Origin of the sequence: Halocatena halophila (genome assembly GCA_027563145.1) — an archaeon.
Lineage (GTDB): Archaea > Halobacteriota > Halobacteria > Halobacteriales > Haloarculaceae > Halocatena > Halocatena halophila.
Genome location: CP071306.1, coordinates 787,414 through 807,646, shown reverse-complemented (window position 1 = coordinate 807,646; position 20,233 = coordinate 787,414). Strand labels below are relative to the sequence as shown.

At 57.6% G+C, this 20,233-nt stretch carries 23 protein-coding genes and 2 tRNA genes; 9 read left to right on the top strand and 16 right to left on the bottom strand.

What is annotated here, in order from left to right; genetic code table 11:
* Nucleotides 1–39: 39 nt before the first annotated feature.
* Entirely contained in the window at nt 40–1,488 is a 1,449-nt protein-coding gene (locus tag JXQ78_RS04245; RefSeq protein ID WP_330632234.1) for a DHH family phosphoesterase, read from the bottom strand.
* 94 nt (nt 1,489–1,582) lie between these two features.
* Here JXQ78_RS04245 and JXQ78_RS04240 point away from each other — a divergent pair.
* A tRNA-Lys gene (locus tag JXQ78_RS04240) sits at nt 1,583–1,656 on the top strand.
* Between the two features lie 40 nt (nt 1,657–1,696).
* Here the strand turns inward: JXQ78_RS04240 and guaB are convergent.
* Nucleotides 1,697–3,184: an IMP dehydrogenase gene (gene guaB / locus JXQ78_RS04235; RefSeq protein ID WP_330632233.1), complete on the bottom strand. Its 1,488-nt coding sequence runs from the start codon at nt 3,182–3,184 to the stop codon at nt 1,697–1,699.
* Between the two features lie 112 nt (nt 3,185–3,296).
* Between guaB and JXQ78_RS04230 the strand changes: the two genes are divergently transcribed.
* The gene (locus JXQ78_RS04230; protein ID WP_330632232.1) at nt 3,297–3,644 is read left to right on the top strand and encodes a hypothetical protein; all 348 of its coding nucleotides are present in this window, start codon (nt 3,297–3,299) and stop codon (nt 3,642–3,644) included.
* Nucleotides 3,645–3,648: 4 nt separating this feature from the next.
* Here the strand turns inward: JXQ78_RS04230 and JXQ78_RS04225 are convergent, their stop codons facing one another.
* A complete protein-coding gene (locus tag JXQ78_RS04225) occupies nt 3,649–4,419 on the bottom strand; it encodes a hypothetical protein (protein ID WP_330632231.1) in 771 nt (256 codons plus the stop codon).
* A 109-nt stretch (nt 4,420–4,528) separates the two neighbouring features.
* Between JXQ78_RS04225 and udk the strand changes: the two genes are divergently transcribed.
* Nucleotides 4,529–5,170, top strand: a complete 642-nt coding sequence (gene udk, locus JXQ78_RS04220; RefSeq protein ID WP_330632230.1) for a uridine kinase — start codon at nt 4,529–4,531, stop codon at nt 5,168–5,170.
* On the opposite strand, the gene JXQ78_RS04215 is transcribed toward udk, so the two are convergent.
* From JXQ78_RS04215 to JXQ78_RS04175, 9 genes are all read right to left on the bottom strand, one after another.
* Entirely contained in the window at nt 5,157–6,185 is a 1,029-nt protein-coding gene (locus JXQ78_RS04215; protein ID WP_407934034.1) for a sodium:calcium antiporter, read from the bottom strand. The two genes, udk and JXQ78_RS04215, sit on opposite strands and share 14 nt — an antisense overlap.
* Before the next feature lie 55 nt (nt 6,186–6,240).
* Nucleotides 6,241–6,747 carry a hypothetical protein gene (locus JXQ78_RS04210; RefSeq protein WP_330632229.1) on the bottom strand — a complete coding sequence of 169 codons (507 nt, stop codon included), beginning with the start codon at nt 6,745–6,747 and terminating at the stop codon, nt 6,241–6,243.
* Nucleotides 6,744–7,985 (bottom strand): chemotaxis protein CheC, encoded by a 1,242-nt coding sequence (locus JXQ78_RS04205; protein WP_330632228.1) that lies wholly within the window; start codon nt 7,983–7,985, stop codon nt 6,744–6,746. Before JXQ78_RS04205 ends, JXQ78_RS04210 begins: the two co-directional genes overlap by 4 nt.
* Before the next feature lie 6 nt (nt 7,986–7,991).
* Nucleotides 7,992–10,256: a chemotaxis protein CheA gene (locus JXQ78_RS04200; RefSeq protein WP_330632227.1), complete on the bottom strand. Its 2,265-nt coding sequence runs from the start codon at nt 10,254–10,256 to the stop codon at nt 7,992–7,994.
* A complete protein-coding gene (locus tag JXQ78_RS04195) occupies nt 10,253–10,621 on the bottom strand; it encodes a response regulator (protein WP_330632226.1) in 369 nt (122 codons plus the stop codon). The genes JXQ78_RS04200 and JXQ78_RS04195 overlap by 4 nt, the downstream gene beginning before the upstream one ends.
* A 1-nt stretch (nt 10,622) precedes the next feature.
* Nucleotides 10,623–11,120, bottom strand: a complete 498-nt coding sequence (locus JXQ78_RS04190) for a chemotaxis protein CheW (protein WP_330632225.1) — start codon at nt 11,118–11,120, stop codon at nt 10,623–10,625.
* A complete protein-coding gene (locus JXQ78_RS04185) occupies nt 11,120–12,631 on the bottom strand; it encodes a methyl-accepting chemotaxis protein (RefSeq protein ID WP_330632224.1) in 1,512 nt (503 codons plus the stop codon). The genes JXQ78_RS04190 and JXQ78_RS04185 overlap by 1 nt, the downstream gene beginning before the upstream one ends.
* 135 nt (nt 12,632–12,766) lie before the next feature.
* Nucleotides 12,767–13,318, bottom strand: a complete 552-nt coding sequence (locus JXQ78_RS04180; protein WP_330632223.1) for a heme NO-binding domain-containing protein — start codon at nt 13,316–13,318, stop codon at nt 12,767–12,769.
* Between the two features lie 300 nt (nt 13,319–13,618).
* Nucleotides 13,619–13,695, bottom strand: a tRNA-Arg gene (locus JXQ78_RS04175).
* Nucleotides 13,696–13,777: 82 nt separating this feature from the next.
* Between JXQ78_RS04175 and JXQ78_RS04170 the strand changes: the two genes are divergently transcribed.
* Together JXQ78_RS04170 and JXQ78_RS04165 are read left to right on the top strand one after the other, a co-directional pair.
* Nucleotides 13,778–14,611, top strand: coding sequence for a geranylgeranylglycerol-phosphate geranylgeranyltransferase (locus JXQ78_RS04170; protein WP_330632222.1), 834 nt, complete (start codon nt 13,778–13,780; stop codon nt 14,609–14,611).
* Between the two features lie 44 nt (nt 14,612–14,655).
* Nucleotides 14,656–15,066 (top strand): CoA-binding protein, encoded by a 411-nt coding sequence (locus JXQ78_RS04165; protein ID WP_330632221.1) that lies wholly within the window; start codon nt 14,656–14,658, stop codon nt 15,064–15,066.
* A gap of 10 nt (nt 15,067–15,076) precedes the next feature.
* Here the strand turns inward: JXQ78_RS04165 and JXQ78_RS04160 are convergent, their stop codons facing one another.
* Nucleotides 15,077–15,421, bottom strand: coding sequence for a DUF5798 family protein (locus JXQ78_RS04160; protein ID WP_330632220.1), 345 nt, complete (start codon nt 15,419–15,421; stop codon nt 15,077–15,079).
* An 82-nt stretch (nt 15,422–15,503) separates the two neighbouring features.
* Here JXQ78_RS04160 and JXQ78_RS04155 point away from each other — a divergent pair, with 82 nt between their 5' ends.
* Nucleotides 15,504–15,914 carry a DUF7548 family protein gene (locus JXQ78_RS04155; RefSeq protein WP_330632219.1) on the top strand — a complete coding sequence of 137 codons (411 nt, stop codon included), beginning with the start codon at nt 15,504–15,506 and terminating at the stop codon, nt 15,912–15,914.
* Between the two features lie 26 nt (nt 15,915–15,940).
* On the opposite strand, the gene JXQ78_RS04150 is transcribed toward JXQ78_RS04155, so the two are convergent.
* From JXQ78_RS04150 to JXQ78_RS04140, 3 genes are all read right to left on the bottom strand, one after another.
* Nucleotides 15,941–16,264, bottom strand: a complete 324-nt coding sequence (locus JXQ78_RS04150) for a hypothetical protein (protein ID WP_330632218.1) — start codon at nt 16,262–16,264, stop codon at nt 15,941–15,943.
* Nucleotides 16,265–16,373: 109 nt separating this feature from the next.
* A complete protein-coding gene (locus JXQ78_RS04145; RefSeq protein ID WP_330632217.1) occupies nt 16,374–17,324 on the bottom strand; it encodes a hypothetical protein in 951 nt (316 codons plus the stop codon).
* A 157-nt stretch (nt 17,325–17,481) separates the two neighbouring features.
* Nucleotides 17,482–19,071, bottom strand: coding sequence for a hypothetical protein (locus JXQ78_RS04140; RefSeq protein WP_330632216.1), 1,590 nt, complete (start codon nt 19,069–19,071; stop codon nt 17,482–17,484).
* Between the two features lie 263 nt (nt 19,072–19,334).
* On the opposite strand from JXQ78_RS04140, the gene JXQ78_RS04135 reads away from it, so the two are divergent.
* The 3 genes from JXQ78_RS04135 to nuoK are packed head-to-tail and all read left to right on the top strand — an operon-like array spanning nt 19,335 to nt 20,232.
* Nucleotides 19,335–19,607: an NADH-quinone oxidoreductase subunit J gene (locus JXQ78_RS04135; RefSeq protein WP_330632215.1), complete on the top strand. Its 273-nt coding sequence runs from the start codon at nt 19,335–19,337 to the stop codon at nt 19,605–19,607.
* The gene (locus JXQ78_RS04130; RefSeq protein WP_330632214.1) at nt 19,604–19,933 is read left to right on the top strand and encodes an NADH-quinone oxidoreductase subunit J family protein; all 330 of its coding nucleotides are present in this window, start codon (nt 19,604–19,606) and stop codon (nt 19,931–19,933) included. Before JXQ78_RS04135 ends, JXQ78_RS04130 begins: the two co-directional genes overlap by 4 nt.
* Nucleotides 19,930–20,232, top strand: a complete 303-nt coding sequence (nuoK, locus tag JXQ78_RS04125; RefSeq protein ID WP_330632213.1) for an NADH-quinone oxidoreductase subunit NuoK — start codon at nt 19,930–19,932, stop codon at nt 20,230–20,232. The genes JXQ78_RS04130 and nuoK overlap by 4 nt, the downstream gene beginning before the upstream one ends.
* Nucleotide 20,233 lies beyond the last annotated feature (1 nt).

Genomic DNA, 20,233 nt, shown 5'->3' with positions numbered 1-20,233 from the left:
CGATTTGCGCTGTGATCGGCTACGACGGTGAGTACGCCCTCACGATCCGTTGCTGTCTCCGGTTTCGACGCCGAGTTCCGAGAACAGTTTCGTCCGGACGGCTTTTTCGACGAGTGCCAACAGCGTGTCTCTGTTTTCTTCGCTGGTTTCGATCCCCGTGAAGATGCCGAGTGGGATGGTAGCACTGGCATCGGTCGAGTGTCCAGCCGCCTCGCCAATGTCGCCAAAGGCGTCTTCGAGCACCGACCCAATGTTCATTCGAATGTCTTTCGACCGTGCTGCGAGATAGATGGCGTCGTCGGTGATCGCGAAGACAGCGCTGGTGGTGATCCCTTCGAGATTGAGCAGTCTCTGTGCTGCCTGTCCGAGCGCGTTTTTATCGCGGACGAACCCGGCGTTCGAGACGAGGTGACTCCCTTTGACTTCTCGGTTGTGAATCGCTTCTGCGAGCACGTCGAGCGTTTCCGGGCTCATACTCGGCGCTTCGACCTGTTCGAGTGTGTCGTGGTCGGCAAACGGATAGAGATACGCAGCCGCGGTGAGATCGGCGGGTGTCGTATCGCGTTTGAAATCCATCGTCTCCGCACGGATGCCATAGAGAAGCGCGGTGGCGACGGTTTCCCCAAGCGTGAGATCGAGCGTCTGGATGTATTTCGTGAGTATCGTTGACGATGACGAAACGTTCGGTCGGATATCAGAGAACGTGACCTCGACATCCACCTGTGGCTCGTCGTGGTCGATGTAAATATCGACGACGCCATCGATAGCCGGTTCGGTGGCGTGTGCGTGATTGATGAGCGCAACAGTGTCGTAATCTGCGATTGCCACCTCGCTTTTCGGGACGAGATCGATGCCGAGCAGATTGACGAACGCCCGGTTTTCCTGGAGCGACATCTCACCGTCGTAGATCACATCGGCGTCCACGTCTCGCTCTGCAGCGATGGCCTGGAGCGCAACTGCGCTTGCGATCGCGTCCGGGCTTGGCCGGTGATGGGTCATAATCGCCAGTCCCGTGGTCGTAGCGTCGATCGTATCAACCAGCTCATTCGTTTTAAAATCGAGCTCGCCGGATTCGAGCGCGCGCAGCGTCGAATCAGCGATCACCGCCGACGGATTGATCACCACGTCCGCGCCCAGGTCCGTGAAGGTATCGGCAGAGACCGGATCCGACGCCCGAACGACGATATAGCGCTCACCGGACAGTTCGCGCAGATTGGTCACCGCAGCCTTGTTGGTCGCAACGTCGGTTGCCATGATCAGGATAACGTCCCGATCGGCAATCGATTCGGCCACGTCGGGCTCGCGAATGTCTGCAACCCGAGCATCGAGATCCTGATCACGAAGTGCCTCGACGCGGTCCTCGTCTTCGTCCAGAATGAGTACATCTTTTTTCTCTCGTTCGAGCTCCTCAGCGACGGCGTGACCGACGCTTCCACAACCGAGAATCGCGTACGTAGACATCGACGCCATCGTGATGGCGGTGCTCATGGTACGCAAATTGGGTCTCGAACCTACTTGAAACTCTCCTCTTGGTCATCCGCAACAGAAACGTATATGAATGAACCCTCGCAATGATCAAACAGGGCTGATAGCTCAGCCAGGCAGAGCATCTGGCTCTTAACCAGACGGCCGAGGGTTCAAATCCCTCTCAGCCCGTCAACTCCTGCGGACTATAATTCTGTAGAGTTTTGTTCGCTTATTCTCGTGGTTTGTAGTTCGGAGCTTCGTCAGTGATGACCACGTCGTGAGGATGGCCCTCCGTCTGCCCGGCCGGTGAGACGCGAACGAATTCGGCCGTTTCTTTGACGTCCTGGATCGATTCGGCACCAACGTAGCCCATTCCGGATTGCATACCGCCAACGAGCTGGTGGAGTTCGCTCTCGAGTGAGCCCTTGTACGGCGTCGCTGCCTCGACGCCTTCCGGTACGTACTCTTCGTCCTCATCGGCGTCTTTGAGATACCGATCGCCGCCACCGGACTGCATCGCTCCGACCGAGCCCATGCCACGGTACTGCTTGTATTTCTTCCCGTTCATGGTGATGATGCGACCTGGTGCTTCGTCGGTGCCGGCAAAATACGAGCCGAGCATGACGGCGTCGGCACCGGCAGCGATCGCTTTGATCGCATCGCCGGAGTAGCGAATCCCACCGTCGGCGATCACCGGAACGTCGTGTTCGGCTGCCACGTCGGCAACGCTCGCGATGGCAGTGATCTGTGGCATACCAGCACCACTGACCACGCGGGTCGTACAGATGCTTCCTGGACCGATACCGACTTTGAGACCGTCCGCAAAGTCAATGAGTTCGCGCGCAGCTTCTGCAGTGCCGATGTTGCCGACGACAACGTCGGCATCAACCGCCGATTTGATCGCTTTTGCGCTATCGATCACCGATCGGTTGTGTGCGTGGGCACAGTCGATGAACAACACGTCTGCACCGGCCTCATCGGCAACGACTGCTCGGTCTTCTTCGAACGGTCCGACCGCGACGCCAACACGGAGACGGCCAGACGAATCACGCGCCGCGGCGTCGTACTCACGGCGCTGTAAGATTCCTTGCATCGTTACGAGACCGGTGAGCGTTCCGTTCTCGTCAACGATAGGTACTCGCTCGATTTTGTGCTCATACATGAGTTCGAGCGCTTCTCTCGCGGTCACGTCGTCCGAAGCGGTGATCACCTCGTCGGTCATCGCCTCTCTGACTTCATCGCGGTCTCCGACCTCGAGATACGGTCGAATGTCCGTCCCGGAGATGATCCCCAGGACGATGTCGTCGTCGTCTACCACGGGCGCTCCACTCACGCCTTCGCTGGACATCATCGCATCAACTTCCTGGACGGTCTGGTCCGGACTGGCCGTGACGACATCACGGATGATCAGCTCATCGGCTCGTTTGACCCGTTCGACGGCATCGCCAGTCGCCTCAACGGACATGTTCCGATGGAGCACACCAAGGCCACCCTGGCGAGCCATCTCGATCGCCATCTCCGTCGATGTCACCGTATCCATCGCAGCCGATAACACCGGCACCGACAGCGTCACCGATTTCGACACGTTGGTGTCTGTCCCAGCCTGTTCTGGCTCGACGTTGCTTTCGGTGGGACGCAACAGAACATCGTCAAACGTCAACGTCTCGGGTACGTTCAACTTCTCGAGAAATCTCTGCTCGTAGGACTCCTTTGCCATGTTAACGGTCGTAGATCGTTTCCTAAAAGGATTGCGTGGGACGCGATATCGTCACACTCGTGTGACGACTGTCTGACGAACATACTTTAGTGTGTGTCTCGAAATGTAATTCATGGAATCGCTGGACGGAACGACTACTCGGAATCGATCTGCCGAGGAGTCGAAAGAATGGATGCAACGGACAAACGTCGGCCTCCAGCTACTCGGCGTGTTTTTACTCATCAATGGAATTTATTTCGCCCTCTTCACGACAGATATCTACACTGCACTGGTGTATTATTCCTTCGTGTTGATGGTGGTGACCGGAATCAGCTACTGTTACTGGTATACGACCGATGATTTCGAGTCGCTTTTGGGAACGATTCGAACCATCGCCCTCGGACTTCGAGAGGAAATTGACCTACCAACCGTTCGTTCGACGCCGCGACAGAGAGCGCCATCCGAACGACGTCGACTCTGATTGCTTATAAATTTCCGTACGGATCTGGTCGAAACGTCTGAATTGTTGGTTTGATCCGATTCTCGTAGATGACGCCGAACCAGCTTTTCGATCCGATCGGTGCGTTCTGATAGGCTTCTTCCGTAGCGTAGTACTCCATGCCGTACGGCGAGTCGCTTGATCCGTGATTGACCCGAATCAGATACGGATCAACCCCGTCAGGAAGGTTTTCGTTCGAGATCGGCTGCTTTTTGGTAATCATTCCTTTCCGGATGATCACCGTCAGCGTGTCTATTTTTCTGCTATCGAACATATTCAGCGTATATTCGATGCGATCTCCCGAGATGACCTTCCCGAACTCTTCGCGTGAGAGGTTGTATTTTGGCTTTCCCCCGATTGCTGGATAGCGCGGCTTTTCCCCGGACTTTGTCGGCACAAGTGGTCCGTGCTCATTGAGTTTCTTCACTTCGACGTAGTAGAAGATGTCCTTATACCGATTTTTGAGCCGATCGTGGACGGACTCCGGAATAGTCGTGTTCGCTGACTCTTTTGCTCTTGGCAGTTTCGATTGTAACAGCGGATCGGAGATGCTTATCTCATTGTCTCCAGCCTGGAGGACGGTGACCCGCTGGTCATCTTGGTTTTTGGCGTAGATCCCTTTCTGGAGGAGGATGCCCTGTGGCGGTGGAAGCGGATGCACACAGCCAGCAGTCGTCGCGATCAACCCAGCACCCATCGTTGCGAGCAAGCCCCTCCGAGAGACGCGATCATTCGCACGGCGAACTTTCGACCACACGGGTGTATTTTCGTTTCCGAACGGGACATAACTCTACTGAAAGGCGACGGGCCGGTGGTCGGGCCATAAAATGCTGGTGTTTATCCAGTATAAGGTCCCAGTAGAAACAATGAGTGGCGATTCGTTCGTTATCGGGATGGCAGGCGGAACGGGGGCCGGAAAGACGGCCGTCGCAGAGGCGCTCTCCTCGTCAGTTGACGAGCCAGTCTCGATCCTTTCGCTCGATAATTACTACCGAGACCACAGTGATCGCTCGCTAGAGGCCCGTTCGGAGATAAACTACGACCACCCTGATGCGTTCGAGTGGGAGCTTTTGGTTGACCAGCTTGAGCAGCTCACCAGCGGGTCGCCAATCGAGATGCCACAGTATGATTTTACCACACACACGCGAACGGACGAGCGAGTCCGCATAGAGCCCACCAAGATTTGCATCGTTGAGGGAATCTTGAGCCTATACAATGGACGCCTTCGTGATTGCTATGATCTCAGCGTGTACGTGCATACTGACGCCGACGTTCGGATCCTCCGGCGGATAGAACGCGACGTCATCGAGCGGGGGCGAACGCTTGAGGGAGTGATCGAGCAGTATCTCGAGACGGTCAAGCCGATGCACGAACGCTATGTCGAGCCAACGAAACGCCACGCAGATCTGATCGTTCCCGAGGGACTCAACCACAGTGCAGTCTCCGTTCTCAGTGCGCGAATTCGGTCTGCCATCGACGGCGCTGCAATTGAGGCTACGCTCCCCTGATCAGGTGAGAGAGCCCCATCGATTCGGCTGCCACCCAGCCAACGAAGACGAAATATGCGCCCAGCAACGCGAGTGACTCTGTGGTCGTCAGCGTAAGCTCCGTTCGCAAGACGGTAAACAGCAAAATTGTCGCGACGGTCAATACGCCCATCATTGGCGCAGCCACGGCGAAGTTCACCGCGATTTTGCCGGCAATCAACACGCCGATCGGAATTGCCACGAGCAGATCGAACGTATTCGAGCCAAGAACGTTTCCCAGACTCGTCGAGCCGTTGCCGCCCTTTGCCGAGCGCACGCTGACGAGCGTGTCCGGCAGACTCGTCGCAGCGGCAATAATTGTCACGCCGGCCATGAACTCGGGGACACCAAACGCCGTGCTGAGTGATTCGACGCTAGCAACGAGCTGGTGGACGGAAACGAGAATGATGAGCAGGCCGCCTCCGAGCAGTCCCCACATCCGAGAGACACTGTCGGTCGGCTCTGTGGGCTGGGCTGCGTCACTCACATCCTGGTACTGAATGAATAGATAGAGCCCGTACAACGCAAGCGGGATCAACGCAAGTGGTCGGGTAATGTTTCCGACGAGCTCACCGCTGGTTGTGACGGGCTCGTAGATAACCGCCAGCGCGAACGTCACGATCAGTGCAGAGACCGCTATCATATAGAACTGGGCCTCCTTATAGACGATCGTGCGACTCGACTCGATTGCAGAAGCCGTCGCCAGCCCAGCGGCTGCTGGAATGACGAGCACGTTGAACACCGCAGAGCCAACGATTCCACCGACACCCATGTCTGGAACTCCTGAGAGTGCTGTGACGACCACCGTCACCAGCTCGGGAAAGCTCGACCCAACCGCGACGACGACCGATCCCTGTACCACCGCGGGAAGGCCGTAGTGACCGGCCAGCTCTTCGGATCCACGCTCAAGCCAGCCACTCCCGACCCAGATGAACAGTGCCGTCACGACCACCAACAGCGCGTGGCCGAGCAGTCCTGTCTCGATAACCATCGACATTGTGTAGCTAACACCGTGCGGGCGCGATAGGTGTTGTCATCCCCTGGAGTATTGCTCACAGCCGGGTCGATTCTCCATCACTGGTAGCCACGGTGAGAACGTTCTCTGCGGTGTCGAACGCTACACACCGACCGCGTTGGCCACCGATCGCGGAGGCAACGACGGGAACGTCCAGCGCTGAGAGCTCCTGTCGGGCGGTAGCCACAGTTCGATCACCGGTATCTGGATCGAGACCCTCAAGCTGGAACACGGTAGCGCCACCGGCGAGTTTCGCCTCACACGAGCCGTAGCCTGCGCCTGCTTCGATCAGTTCACGCAACATCACACGGATCGCAGACTCCACGAACGTACCCGCACCACGGCGCATGGAGCCGTCCGGCCGGGAGAGCAACGCATGTGCAAGCCCGCCCATTGAATCGGGCCCACAGATTGCGATCGCGACGCTTGCCCCGAGGCCGTAGGCGTACAGGGATTCACCCGCAGTAACGACCCGGTAATCTCCTGCTCGGACGAGCGTTTCGTCTGATTCAGCTGAAAGAACGTCTTCGAGTGCATTGGTCATGGATGATCGGATTCGATGAGCTCTCCGACTGCAAACGCCGTGGGTGTCGCCTCTGTCGGCGTGAACGACGGTGGCTGGGCGACGCCCTCCAGGGGCTTCGTTTCGAGAGCGCGGAGTGCCCTGAGGAGATCGTCCTCGTCAGGAATGGTGTAGATATCGAGCTCGATCGGGGGGTCGCTTGAACGCAGCTGGAGGGAGAAGACGAACGCGAACTCCTGGTGTTCGCTCAGCCCAACCACCAGCGGATCGATCACGGCAGCACCCATGTCCTCTGTGTAGGCGGGTGTGGAATGATCGATCGCCGTCTCAAGGACGTTCGCCCAGCCGTCTAGCAAACTGCTGGTCATCACGTTGGCCAGTTCCTGTATTGCATCGCGTGCCAGCGCCGCGTTACCGGTCGAGTCTCCGAACAGCTCACGGACGAGCGTGGTGGCACCGTCACGGTCGAACAAAAATAGCAGATAGCCACTGGGTGTATCGTGGAAACTGAACGCCACACTTCGATACCGTCCGGTTGAAACACGGGCAGGAAGACGATCGAGAGAGATGAACTCCATCCGATTGGTCGGCGTTTCTGCCTCGATTCCCGTCATCTCTGTGAGGGTGTCGGACATTGATGCAACGCCATTTTCGAGCAGCGTTTCGAATCCACTCAGCGCGCTCGCTTCGATCGTTCGATCGCCAGATTCGCCACTCACGAGTCGTTCGACACAGTCGGCGGTCGGAACGAAACAGTGTGTAAACGCCCGGCTGTGATCGACAGTGTCGATCTGACTCCAGAACGCAAGCTCGAGTGGCCCCGTGTCTGTAGACTGCATCTGAGAGAAATCAGCAGCCTCGATCGACGGCGGTGAGACATCGATGTCTGCATCGAATGCGTCCGCCCAGCCGTCCACGAAGCCGTTGTTGAGCACCGCCCCAAACTCCAGGAGCGCACTCCGTCCGAGCGCCGGATCGGACGCGTCAAGTTGCCCACCAACGAGCGTTCGCTGGATCGTTGCCACGATCGATTCGTCAAATTCGACGAGACACCGACCGTCGAGCACGCCATCGAGATCGATACCCACGGCGACCGATCGTCCATCGATCGCGGTCTCCGGTTGTGTCCCGAAGGTAACTCGCGTGTTTCGAACACGAGCATCGCGTTCCAGACTGTTCGCAAATCGCGTTGCGGCCAGCTGAGCCCCGTCGTGTGCCATCTCGTACACCGACTCCAGTCTGGTAACGTCAAGTTTCATGCGTGGTCAGATCGTTGTCGCATCGATCACGTTGATAACGTCGCCGCTTGCCTCGATCGTTGCCCCGCTGATTCCTCGCACCGAATCGAGTGGCGGTCCATACGGTGTCACCACCGCCTGTCGAGTGCCAATAACCCGATCACATTCGATTCCAACGCGATCGATGTCGGCACGGAGCCAGACGATGTTGCTAGTCGTTTCGCACGTACGTGAGACGTCGAATCGCTCGTGGAGGCTACACAGCCGGTAGTCCCCGCCGTCGGAGAGCGCATACGGGGGGCTGTGTCCGTCCTCACTGTGTCGTTTTCTCGCGACGCCTTCGACCGCGGACTGGGGGATCGCAAAGCGCTCGGTGCCGGCGGCTATGAACAACAACGGAGCCATTGCCGCCGTGATGGGCACATGAAGTCGCACAGTCGTTCCCGAGCCGGGGGTACTCTCGATCTCTACGGAGCCATCGAGGGCTGTACACACCCGATCGACGATCTCCATTCCCACACCGCGACCGCTAACGTCTGTGACTGACTCCGCGGTCGACAGACCATGATGAAACAGGAGATCAAACGCCTCAGTCCCGTCGTAGTCGGTGACATCGGTCGCAGGAATTGCTCCTGTCTCGACGGCCGCTTCGAGGACGGCCTCGGGATCAATGCCAGCCCCGTCGTCTTCGACTTCGATGATAGCGCCGTTTCTGATCTGTTCTGCGCGAACGATGATCGTTCCAGTTGGAGGTTTTCCGGCCGCTTTGCGTGTGGCTGGTGATTCGATCCCATGGTCGGCGGCGTTACGAACCAGGTGCAACAGCGGCTCTCTGATCCGTTCTGCGATTCGGCGATCGAACGTCACATCGTTGCCGTCGATCTCGAGATCGATCCGTTTTTCCTGTGCGTTGGCAATGTCACGAACGAGCCGGGGGAGTCGATCGACCACGTCGCCAAACTCGAGCAATCGAAGCTTGAGAACCGTCTGTAACACGTCAGTTTCGACGGACGAGAGTGTCGTCAACAGGGATTCGAGTTCGTCGTCGTCATCGACATCGAGCTCCTCTTTGAGCGACAGCGAGACCATCGACAGTTTTTCGGCGAGCGCAAGCAGGTCGTCTGCAGTCGTCACGTCGACGGTCACCGAATGAATCGACTGCACCGCTTTCTCGGGTGTGGACTGTGTGGGTAGCTCCAGGCTGCTTTCCTCGATCGTCCCGACTGCCCGAGTGTCACCACCGTTGTCCGATTCGAACAACGCCCCGAACCGGTCGGCAAACGCTTCTGTCTCTGGGTCGGGCACGAACGACTCTGGTGGCGCTTGGGATGATTGCTCCTGTGGCTCCACTGACGCAGGTAACTCCACCGATTCGAGTTCCGATGTGTCGGTGTCGGATTCATCCACCGGTTCGATTTCGAGGAGCTCCTGGATTGACAGCACGTCTTCGTCATCGAACTCCCCGAACGAAACCGACGCAAGCTCGGCCTCAAGTGCTTCGAGGTCAGGAACTGCGGGCCCATCATCGGTCACCCAGACGAATGGGTCTCCGGAGGCGTCGATGGTGTCGGAATCTGTGGTGGTAGTTTCGTCTTTGTCACTGCCATCGTCCGATCTCTCATCATCAGTAACGTCACCCTCATCTTCAGTGCCATCAGCTGTTTTCTCGTCTGGCTCCGTTTGTGGCTCAATTTCGAGCAGCTCCTGTATACTCAGCTCGTCTTGGTCATCGAATTCGCCGAATGACACCGCTTCGAGCTCCGTCTCGAGCGTCTCGATGTCGGTGGATGGGGTCTCACTGACCCAGACGAACGGATCGTCGTCAGGAGGTTGCATCTGGTCGTTCGTCTCCGTTGAGACATGACTCGCGTCGTCCGGGTCATCGGGTGGCGTGGTCGCTGACTCTGTAGATGGTGTGTCATTGTCCATCTGCTCGGCGAGCTGTGACTGCAGTGCCGTACTGGCCTGGGTTGGCGCAACGGCAGCCTCAATATCAGGGGCGTCGACGACGGCTGCGATGGCATCGACCCCATCGAGTGCCACGTCAACGAGCGGGGTCGTCGGCTCGATAGCGTCCCCACGGACGGCTTCGAACAGCTCTTCGAGCGCGTGAGCGACGGTAGCCGCCTCCTCGAGCCCACCCATAGCACACGTTCCCTTCAACGTGTGAGTTGCACGGAACAGCTCTGCGGTTGCCGTCTCATCGGGAGCGGCTTCCATGGTGAGCAGCCCGTCGTGGAGTTCTGTTGTGAGCTCGATAACCTCCTTGCGGAGCGTTTCATCGACACTCATGCGTGGACCTGATCGATCGCGTCAACGATGTCTTCATCGGTGAACGGCTTGACGAGATAGCCGTCAGCGCCCGCCCGAGCGGCCAGCTTCATTTTTGCCCGCTGGCCTACGCTCGTGCACATAACGATGCGGACGGACTGGTCGAGCTGTTTGATTGCGGCCGTGGCTTTGATTCCGTTTGCCTGAGCCATGACGATATCCATCAAGACGACATCGATCGCATCAGCGTGCTGTTTGTACTTTCGGACCGCATCAGCACCGTTTGGAGCCTCGGCTACCACCTCGTAGGACGCATCTGGCAGGGCACTGGCGATCCGTCGGCGCATGTACACCGAATCGTCAACGAGCAAGATTCGTACAGTCATGTTACTGGTCGGAATTCGCACTGGCGTCTCCAGTGCTGATGGCGTCTATCAGTCGATTCGGATCGAGAACCCATGCCGTCTCGTCGATGCGGGCACAGTGATACGAAGCGGTCTGTGGCTGCTTTTTGGCCACTGCAGAGATCTGATCGACGGAATGCGATTCGATCCCCGTCACGTGATCGACGAGCAGTCCGGTTCGCTGTTCGAGCTGTGGGCCGTCGAACACGACGAGCACGCCATCTGCCTGCTGTCTTTGCCCTTTGGAATCCCCACAGAGGGTGCGACCGTCGATCACTGCCGTTACGGTTCCACCCTGTTCGGTAGCTCCAGCAATCGGCTCGGGTGCCCGGGGAATTCGCGTGAGCTGTGGCGATCGAATGAGTCGGCGAACTCGTCCGCGTTCGATCGCCCACCGTTCGCTGTCGATCCTGGCATGAACGAATTCGACGCGGCTTTTGGCAGCGACTGTGTCGGTGTCGTCGGATCGTGACTGGCTCATCAGTGAGGGTTCTCAAGGGTGGACTGGTCGTCGGACGGTGCAGATTCGGCGGATGGCGGGCCATCAGGATCGAACCCGTTCGAATCCGAAGCTGGCGTCACCGATCCCAGCAATGTGCTCAGACGCGATGCTCGTTCGGCGAGCTGTCCAGCACTATCGGCAATCTGATCGAGCGCGGCCGTCTGTGCTTTCGCCGCTGCAACGACGGTTTCAGACTCTTCAGTGGTCTCCTCGCCAATGGTGGCTGCCGTCTGTGCCGTACGGTCAACCACGTCGGCTATCTCCTGGGTGGTTTCGAGCTCCTGTGCCGTCATCTGTCGAATCGATTGGACGCCGTCATTCGTTTCCTGAGCGAGTGTAGCGATCTCATCGAGCGCCGTCAGGGCGTTTTCGATGGCATCGGCATTCGCTGCGATCCGCTCGCTTGTGGCTTGCACCTCGGTGACCGTCCGGTCGGTTCGGCGCTGGATCTCGGCCAATCGATCCTCGATGTCCGTGGCTGCGTCTTTGGTTCGCTCGGCCAGCGCCTTGATCTCGGTGGCGACCGCAGCAAACCCATCGCCGGCTTCGCCAGCGCGCGAAGCCTCGATGTTCGCGTTGAGTGCGAGCATGTTCGTCTGCTCTGCAATCTCGGTGATGAAGTCGATCAGCTCGTCGATCTGCTCGACTGCAGCGGCGAGTTCTTCGATCTCCTCGATCGTCTCTGTTGCTTCGGTTTCGATCTGGTGCATCCCTTCGATCGCCGTGTGTGCGGACTCTCGGCCACTCTGGCCCGTCTCGACCGTTCGGGTGGAAAGCGCTGCCACCTCGGTAGCGGCGTCGGCAATCTCATCGACAGTCGTTGAGAAGGCATCCATCTCGACGGCGACCGTCTCGAGTTCCTGGTGTTGTCTGTATGCGTTGTTGGAGATCTCCTGGATCGTTCGAGTCACCTGCTGGCTCCCGTCGTGAAGCTCCTCGCTACTCATTCGGAGCTCCTGACCGTACGTTGCAACCTCTGTCGCAAACGATGTTAGTTCGCCAATTCTTTCTTCGAGATCGCTGAACGCGGTGTTGATTGCTGTCCCAAGCCCCGCGAGTGCTTCGGGTTCGACGCCTGTATCCAGGTGTGGCGTCGTCTCGGTGCTGTTTGTCTCCTCGATTGCCCGTCGATACGACATTGCGGTCCGTTCGATTGCCGTCGATTCTCGCCGAATCCGCTGGAGGGTCATACAGTGGGTGGCGATTCGACCGACGAGCCCCGATCGTTCGGCCGCCGGACTGAACACTGACGGATCAGCGTCCGCATCAACATCCGACAACAGCCCCCCAATACGACCCATCAGATGGACGAGCCCGACCAGTCCGATCAGCCCCCCTATTGCAGTTCCACCTGCGGCGGCGGCGATCAACTCCCGATCGATTGTGCCCGTCACAACGACCGGAACAGCGCCAACCACCACTATCCCACCACAGACTGCGATCGATACCCTGTGGTGGTACCCAATTCGTGCTGTACCGGGCAGTCCCATGATTGGAAGGACCATTCACAACGATGTGTTATAAACCTTGTCACATCTTTACATTAAGCAACAATAATTTTAATAAAATAACACTTCATAGAATCAGGAATATCGGCGAGATCGATTGGGCCCTGTACCAACCGATCAGTCGGTATGTTGTCTGCTGACGATGAGCACACACTGTGGGTCGCCGTTGTGCATGCATGCACGTTCGTCAATGGCGAGCGGTTCCCCGCGATGGACCCCAATGCCAACGATCAGGCCTCTGGCGAACGCACAGAGGGTTCGCTCTGAGCTGTAGACGATTCGGACGTGCGCGTCGTCGATCCAGTCGGACTGCAACTGTGGTGGTGTGTATGAGGCGACTGCTTTCGCCCGGAGCGAGGTGTGGATATACTCCTCGACGTTTGCAATGAGCTGGAGTGCACTCCACTTCTCGTCGACGTGCACGCCGTAGGTTTCGAGCAACGATGGGAGCAGAAACTCACCAAACGCTTCGAGCAGTTCGTTGGCTGGCGTGTTGCTAATTGATACCCCAGCCTTGAGCAACGCTCTGACCTCATCATCCGGATACTCCGTCACTGGGACGTAGAGCTTTCCCTCAAGCCCTGCATCCGCCTGGATGGCGCGCCAGGCCTCCCGGTCATAGCGATCGATCACGAAATCCTTGAACCCCTTTAGAACAATTCCGTGCATCAGGCGCTCGCTCTGAGAGGCGTCTCCCGTTCGTGGCGACACAGGCCGCTGGTGGCGTCCGGCGCAGTCCATCGTAACGAATGGTCAACCCGTGGTCGGCGCTGAGTGGACATGGCTCCACATTGCGAAATCATTTGATATAAATATTCTGGACTGTTCGGCGAGTAGTAATTTTAATCGTCGCTAAACCAGTCGAAAATTGGACGGGCGCTGAGGGATTTGAACTACAGTCACAGCAGAGCTGCTCCTTACTTCAAATCTCGCAGTGCCAGATCGCTCGTCACTGCGTTCCTCGCTCCACGGGCGCTGAGGGATTTGAACCCCCGACAACTTGGTCCGAAGCCAAGCACTCTAAATCCAGGCTGAGCTAAGCGCCCTATTCCTTCGGAATCAGCGGAGTAATTTAAGTCTATCTATTGTATTCGGGCGACTTATTTCGCTCCTCCGGTAGGACCATCTATGGAAACCGTTCGTGGCGTGGTAGAACTGACGCGCCCGATGAACGCGATCGTCGGCGGCATTCTCACGCTGATCGGCGCGTACGTCGCTGGCGGACTCGGGGTGCATCCGACGGCCGCCATCGCGGCCGGGCTCGCGACCGTGCTGGCGGCTGGGGCTGGCAACACGATCAACGACTACTTCGACCGGGAGATCGATGCGATCAACGACCCAGAACGACCGATTCCACGGGGCGCAGTCACCCCACGGCAGGCGCTGTGGTGCAGTGTGATTCTGTTCTGTCTCGCGATCGTGCTGGCGTTGACCCTTCCACTGATGGCAATCGCAATAGCGACCGTCGATCTCCTCGCGCTGGTGGCCTACACGAAACTGTTCAAAGGACTGCCAGGCGTCGGAAACGTGGTGGTGGCCGGACTCGGTGGATCGACGTTTCTATTCGGTGGCGCAGCCGTCGGCAGTGACACACTCGCACCGGTGGCCCTGCTTGGACTGCTGGCCGGACTCACCACCCTGACCCGGGAGATCATCAAGGATGTAGAGGATATCAAGGGCGACCGAGAAGAGGGGCTGCATACGCTGCCGATCGCCGTTGGCGTTCGCCCCGCACTCGTGATCGGGACCGTGGTGATGATTGGTGCCGTCGGCGTAAGCCCACTGCTGTATCTCGATGGCACGTTCGGCGCTGCCTATCTGTTGCTCGTTATTCCAGCGGACTGTCTCCTGATTGGGAGTGCACTGTACAGTTTTCGCGACCCCGCAACTGCTCAGCTCACGACGAAACTCGGCATGTTTCTTGCGGCCGGCGCGTTCGTCGCCGGGCGAGTCGTTGGTTGAGGCGATAGGTGCAACTTTTTGTTGCTCATCGTAGTAGTTGAGATATGAACGATTCCCCTGATGATGCGACGCTGCGCGAGATTCTCGACGCCGACACGATCGCCGTCGTTGGCTGCTCGTCAACCCCTGGGAAAGATGCCCACGAGATTCCGCGCTATCTGAAGGACGCTGGCTACACCGTAATTCCCGTCAATCCATACGCTGATGAAATCTTTGGACGGCCTGCGGTAGATGATCTCGGGGAAGTCGAGACGACAATCGACATCGTTGATGTGTTCCGGCCCAGCGCAGAGGTTGGCGGAATCGTCGAATCGGTCCTTGACCGAGACGACGTTGAAACGGTGTGGCTGCAGCTTGGCATCCGAAACGATCGAGCCGGGAGACAGGTCAGAAAATCAGGCCGAACGTTCGTTCAGGACAGCTGTCTCAAGGTCGAACACCGTCGTCTCATGTGAGTCGCCATCCTCATCGATCCGGCGGCTGATCGATCGATGAAGATCCGGGTGCAGATCCACGATTGGCGTTGTTCTGTGCCCCAGTCCGATCGCGTTGACCACCAACTGTCCCTTCAGATTGCTGCTGGGAAGCAACAACTTCCTGGGGATCGATTCCCTGCTGTTCGGCCATCGCTCCGACGACAGCACGGAGTTCGGCATTTTCCTGTTGGAGCTGTTGCACCGTGGCGTTCGTCTCTTCGACGGTCTTACGCAGTTGCTGGAGCTGTTCACGAAGGTCGTTCATTCGAGCATACAGCTCCTCGGCCATATTTATGACCTGCTGGAGTTTCTTTGCCGTTCCACCGAGTCCCATACCCGTAGGGGGGGCTGTAGAAACCTGTACTTTGTGGTGGAGTTTCAGAAAGGGTAAGGCCATGGCGCACGGGAGTTAGGCTATGGCTGGCCGCCGAATCGCTGCCCGAATCGCGACGGTCTGGTGTCTGTTGCTCGTCGTGGGCGTTGGTCTTCCGTTCGCGGTGCTCGATACGAGAACGGTCGAAACGTACTACAGCGTTGGTCCAGTCGATCCGCTACTTGCTGGGTTGCTCGGAATCTGTTGTGCGATCGTCATCGCGGCCGCAAGCACAGAGCGCACGGAGCCCTCGCTCGCTGCTGGGGTAAGTCTCTCGCTCATGCTCTTTTCGCTTGGAATCACGGCAAGCTGGGCCCTTTCGCTCGATCACGAGCTTATTCTCTCGTTCCCGGTTGATCCGCTGTTTCAGTACCATCCACTCGCAGTCGTTCTGACGGCACTGCTCGGCACGGTGAGTGTGTTCTGGTACAGTCACTCACTGCAACTGCTCTGAATTCAATCGGATCGCAAACCGGGACCTCACCGGAACTGAGTCTGCTGGGGCTGTTGCTGGCGGCTCTCAAAGAGAATAACCTCTGCATCTATCTCTTGGCGCTGGGGGACGTCCGTCGGACTGAGACAGATCCCGGAAGGGGTATCGAACACCACGATCGGTGCGGGCTCTTCTGCCGGCGTCAGAAGCTGTGCTGTCACTTCGGGTCGGTGATTCACGATATTGAGATCGAATCCGGCAACGATGAACGCGTCCTCTCGCCCGGTTTCGAGGGACCGAACGTTGATTTTGTCGTCGATTCGAAGATCTGTAATCCGATCGACCGTTTGCGAGTTACTTCGATTGACCATACCTAGTACGTACTCCTAATACGATCCATCCCACACAAATGTTTCTACAAGTTCCAGGTATCTGGCCACGTTATGGATTGGCCAGACTGTCCGGCTCGCTACCGTGTGCTCAGACGAAGAGGACGAACTCGTTCTCGAAAACGCCATAGCCGATCCGTTCTGTTCGGGCCGATGTCGCTCGCGTCGGTCGTCCGTCTTCGATCCGCAGCGATCCACCACCGCTGTTGAGATCTGAAACGTGCGTAATCGCCGTCGATCCGCTCTGGTTCGACTGGGATTCGACCAGCACGACTGGCTGATCATATCGCTGGTGAAACTGAAACGAGTGCCAGGAATCCGTTAACGTTCGGTCCGTACTGGCGACTTCGTATCTGCTCAATAGTTCTTCAGGGACCTCTTCGGGCGGATCGAGGACCCCCGTTCCGCGCTCGAAAGCGAGATACCCGACCGTCTGTGGATTGGTTGTCGTCGGCCCGTCGAGACGGACGGTACACGACTGGGGATCCGTCGGTGACGTCTCCGTCACGGCCCTCGCTCGATGAATTTGCTCGCCAGCAGGCGTCGTCTGTGGCTGTGTAAACACAACGGGCGCGTCATCAAACGGCCGGTCGAACGTGACCGTTGACGGCGTGTGACCACAGGTCATAAAGCCCGCCTCGACGGACAGCGAGGTTCCTGTCATAGTGTACTCACCGCGCGCAACGGCCACGTAACTCAGCCGCTGGGGAAAGTGCAACTCCTGGTCGTCGAGCCCGCCGGAAAAATTGAACTCGAACCCGCGACGGGTCACTTTCCGTACCGCCACGGGCGCGAATCGAGCCGTCACCGGCTGGACGATGACGATCGGTGAGAGGGCAAACGAGGTCCCGAACGAGACGCGATTCCACGTCTGCCGGTCTGACCGGTCGATCACCAGGGTTCCTGTCTGGATGACCGCTGCGGGACCACCGATCGCCGGGACTGCCAGGCTGTGCTGGGATGCAACACTGCTCATTCCAACGGAGGTTGCACCAGCTGCTGCGACCTGGAGAAACCGTCGTCGGGACTGTTCTTGGACCATAGCAATGTGTTGTATGAATGGATGTTATTTAAAAATATCTGTTTTATGAATTGTTGTATTGTTTACTGGAATTGGAGTACATCGATATCATTGCTCGTCGTATCAGCAGATTCTACTCAAAATAATCGCATAGAACTGTCCGCAATTGAGAGTATCTTCAGGCAGATATACGTTCTGCGATAATTACATTATCATTCTCGTAGACGATAGAATAGGATTGATCGGTTTCGAGACTGAAACCGAGCGATTGCCACCGAAACGCGGCTGCATCGTCGTGATAGCCCGCGCGTGAGAGATAAATATATTTGGGCGATAGCTCGGCTGCCTCCAGCTGGTTCGTGAGACAGACGGTCGTCCGACAGGTGCTAATGGAGCTCCGGAGTTCGATCTGTTCGGTTCGTTGTCCGTTCCATTCGGCGCCCTGGGGAACGATAAGCGACGTTCGATCCGAAATGAGTGGGAACCATTCGGCAACGTCACCGATGACGACGAATGACGCTTCCTGGTGTGTGTGCGTTTTGATCCACTCGGCTGCTTTCATATCGGAACCCTGAACGTACATCGGAAGTGCTGGATCGGATTGTGTCCCATCGACGTAATTCATGGCCGTTGCACCGCCGTATGCCGTCCCGACGAACAGACAAAAAAGTGCCAGGATGGTAAGAATACCCTGTGATTCGCCACTGACCGACCGAATGCGATTGCCAGTCCACTCAGCCACCCGATTACGTGTAAGTGAGCGCTCCCACGGCACGCTAACGCCGTTTACGATCGGAAGCAGTTCGTCGGTGAACGCAGTCGCGATTGCCATCGCGCCGATGACGAGCAGATACTCGTCACGTCCAGTCAAAAAACCGACGCTAACGAGCCAGAACGGAATCGCCGGTCGCCGCCTGACGACTAGCACCCCCGCTGCCACAAGCGAAACCACGGGCCACGGTGAGGCTGGCACCGTCGAAGTTTTGAGAAGCCGTCGATACCAGTCGAAATAGCCCACGCCACCGTGGGTACTCGATGCGGTGAAAAACAGCTCGACCCCGTGTACATCGGCGATCGTAAGCCACCACGGTGCGGCAAGTACGACCCCGCCAGCAGCAACGGTACCACCGGCAGCCAGTCCGCGCAGTGTACGGTCCGTTCCGAGCCACAACGCTGCGACGTTTGTCCCGAAAAAGATGGTGTACAGCGGATGTGTCTGTATCGTCGCTCCGAACAGGGCTGCCGTCGCGATTATCCACGTCCAGTTGCCAGTCCGATACATCCGAACGGCGGTGTAGATGCCCGAACAGGAAAGCACCATTGCCGCCGCTCGAACAGTGCCCCCCGCAGTAACCGTGAATTCGAGTACTGGTGGTGAGGTAACAAAGACGATGACGGCAATTGCCGCCTGAAACCGGCTTTCCAACACCGTTTTCGCGGCGACACCGAACGCGATTAGCGCACACACCATCAACAACCCGGGCATAACACGCGCGACGACAAATGGAGAAAATCCAAGCTGTACTAATCCCCCAGCGATGGTCAACATTAGCGGTGGATAGCCCAGTGGAATGCCACCAGCCGTGTAGTACGGTACCGTCGGTGGGATAGCAAAGCCGTTCGTTACGATCTCTTGGCCCATCATCAAAAACAGCCCACCACCGAGTGACGGATACGGATGTGTTAGATAGTACGTCCCATAGATCGGCAGAAAGACGAAAATGCCGACGACCGCAGGTAGGAGGGCGTGCCTAAAAGAACGGTTCATTACAACCATCTATAGAATGGCTGGTTAATATCATTTTGATCTGTCACCAATGCGTGACATACACTCACAAGCACTCCTGGACGATGTGATGACGCAGTGGTTGAATCACCCGTCCAGTGGACCGAATCGGTGCAATACTCCGTACCGTAACAAAAATTGATACCAGAACATATCCGATTTTGCTGATGGCTCGGGGGCTCAGGGGCCAAAGCTCACAATACGTTCTCGAAATCTTCAAAGGGAAGCCAACATGAGGGACACTAATGGCAGGAGCACCGTACGAGTTACTGGCGTTTGTGCTGTTTGCCGCAATCACGATCGGGAGTAGCCTGGGGGTTGTTCTCGTTCGTGACGTGTGGCATTCTGCGCTCCTACTCGGAGTCGCACTTCTTTCGGTAGCAGTACACTACGTCATGACACAGGCGGCATTCATCGGTACGATGCAGATACTCGTGTACGTCGGGGGAGTGTTGGTTCTCATCACGTTCGCCGTGATGCTCACCCGTGACGATCCCGCTGTCGAGGTGGGACAATGACGACACGACCACGATTGAAGCTCGGATCGCACCTGTTGCCGGGACTGGCTGCCGTGGCGCTGTTTGCCGTGATGGCGGCCGTGTTCCTGCAGGGGAACTTCCCCGCGCCCGCGGGATTCGGTGATGGTTCGGTTCTCCGCTCGATCGGCATGGCAATGTTCGCACTTGAACCGTCGATACCATCGGCGAATTTCCTCGTCGCGTTCGAAATCATCGATGTCGTCCTTGTGGCGGCACTGGTCGGCGCGGTCATGCTTGCGCGCCGAGAAGGCGACGACTCGAGTGGCTCGGTCCGGACCGACGGCGGACGAGGTGATGATCGATGATCGCAGCCAAGTACTATCTGTTGTTGTCGGCGGCCGTGTTCTGTATCGGCCTGTTCGGCATCCTCACCCGTCGGAACGCACTGATCTTCTTGATGAGCATTGAGCTCATGTTGAACGCGGCGAACATCAATCTCGTTGCGTTCTCCGCACAGCACGGCAACCTCTCGGGGCAGGTGTTCAGCCTGTTCACCATGGCACTGGCCGCGGCCGAGGTCGCCGTTGGCATCGGCATCATTCTGGTGCTCTATCGGAACTTCGACGACGTGGACGTTACCACGGCAACCACGATGAGGTGGTAAG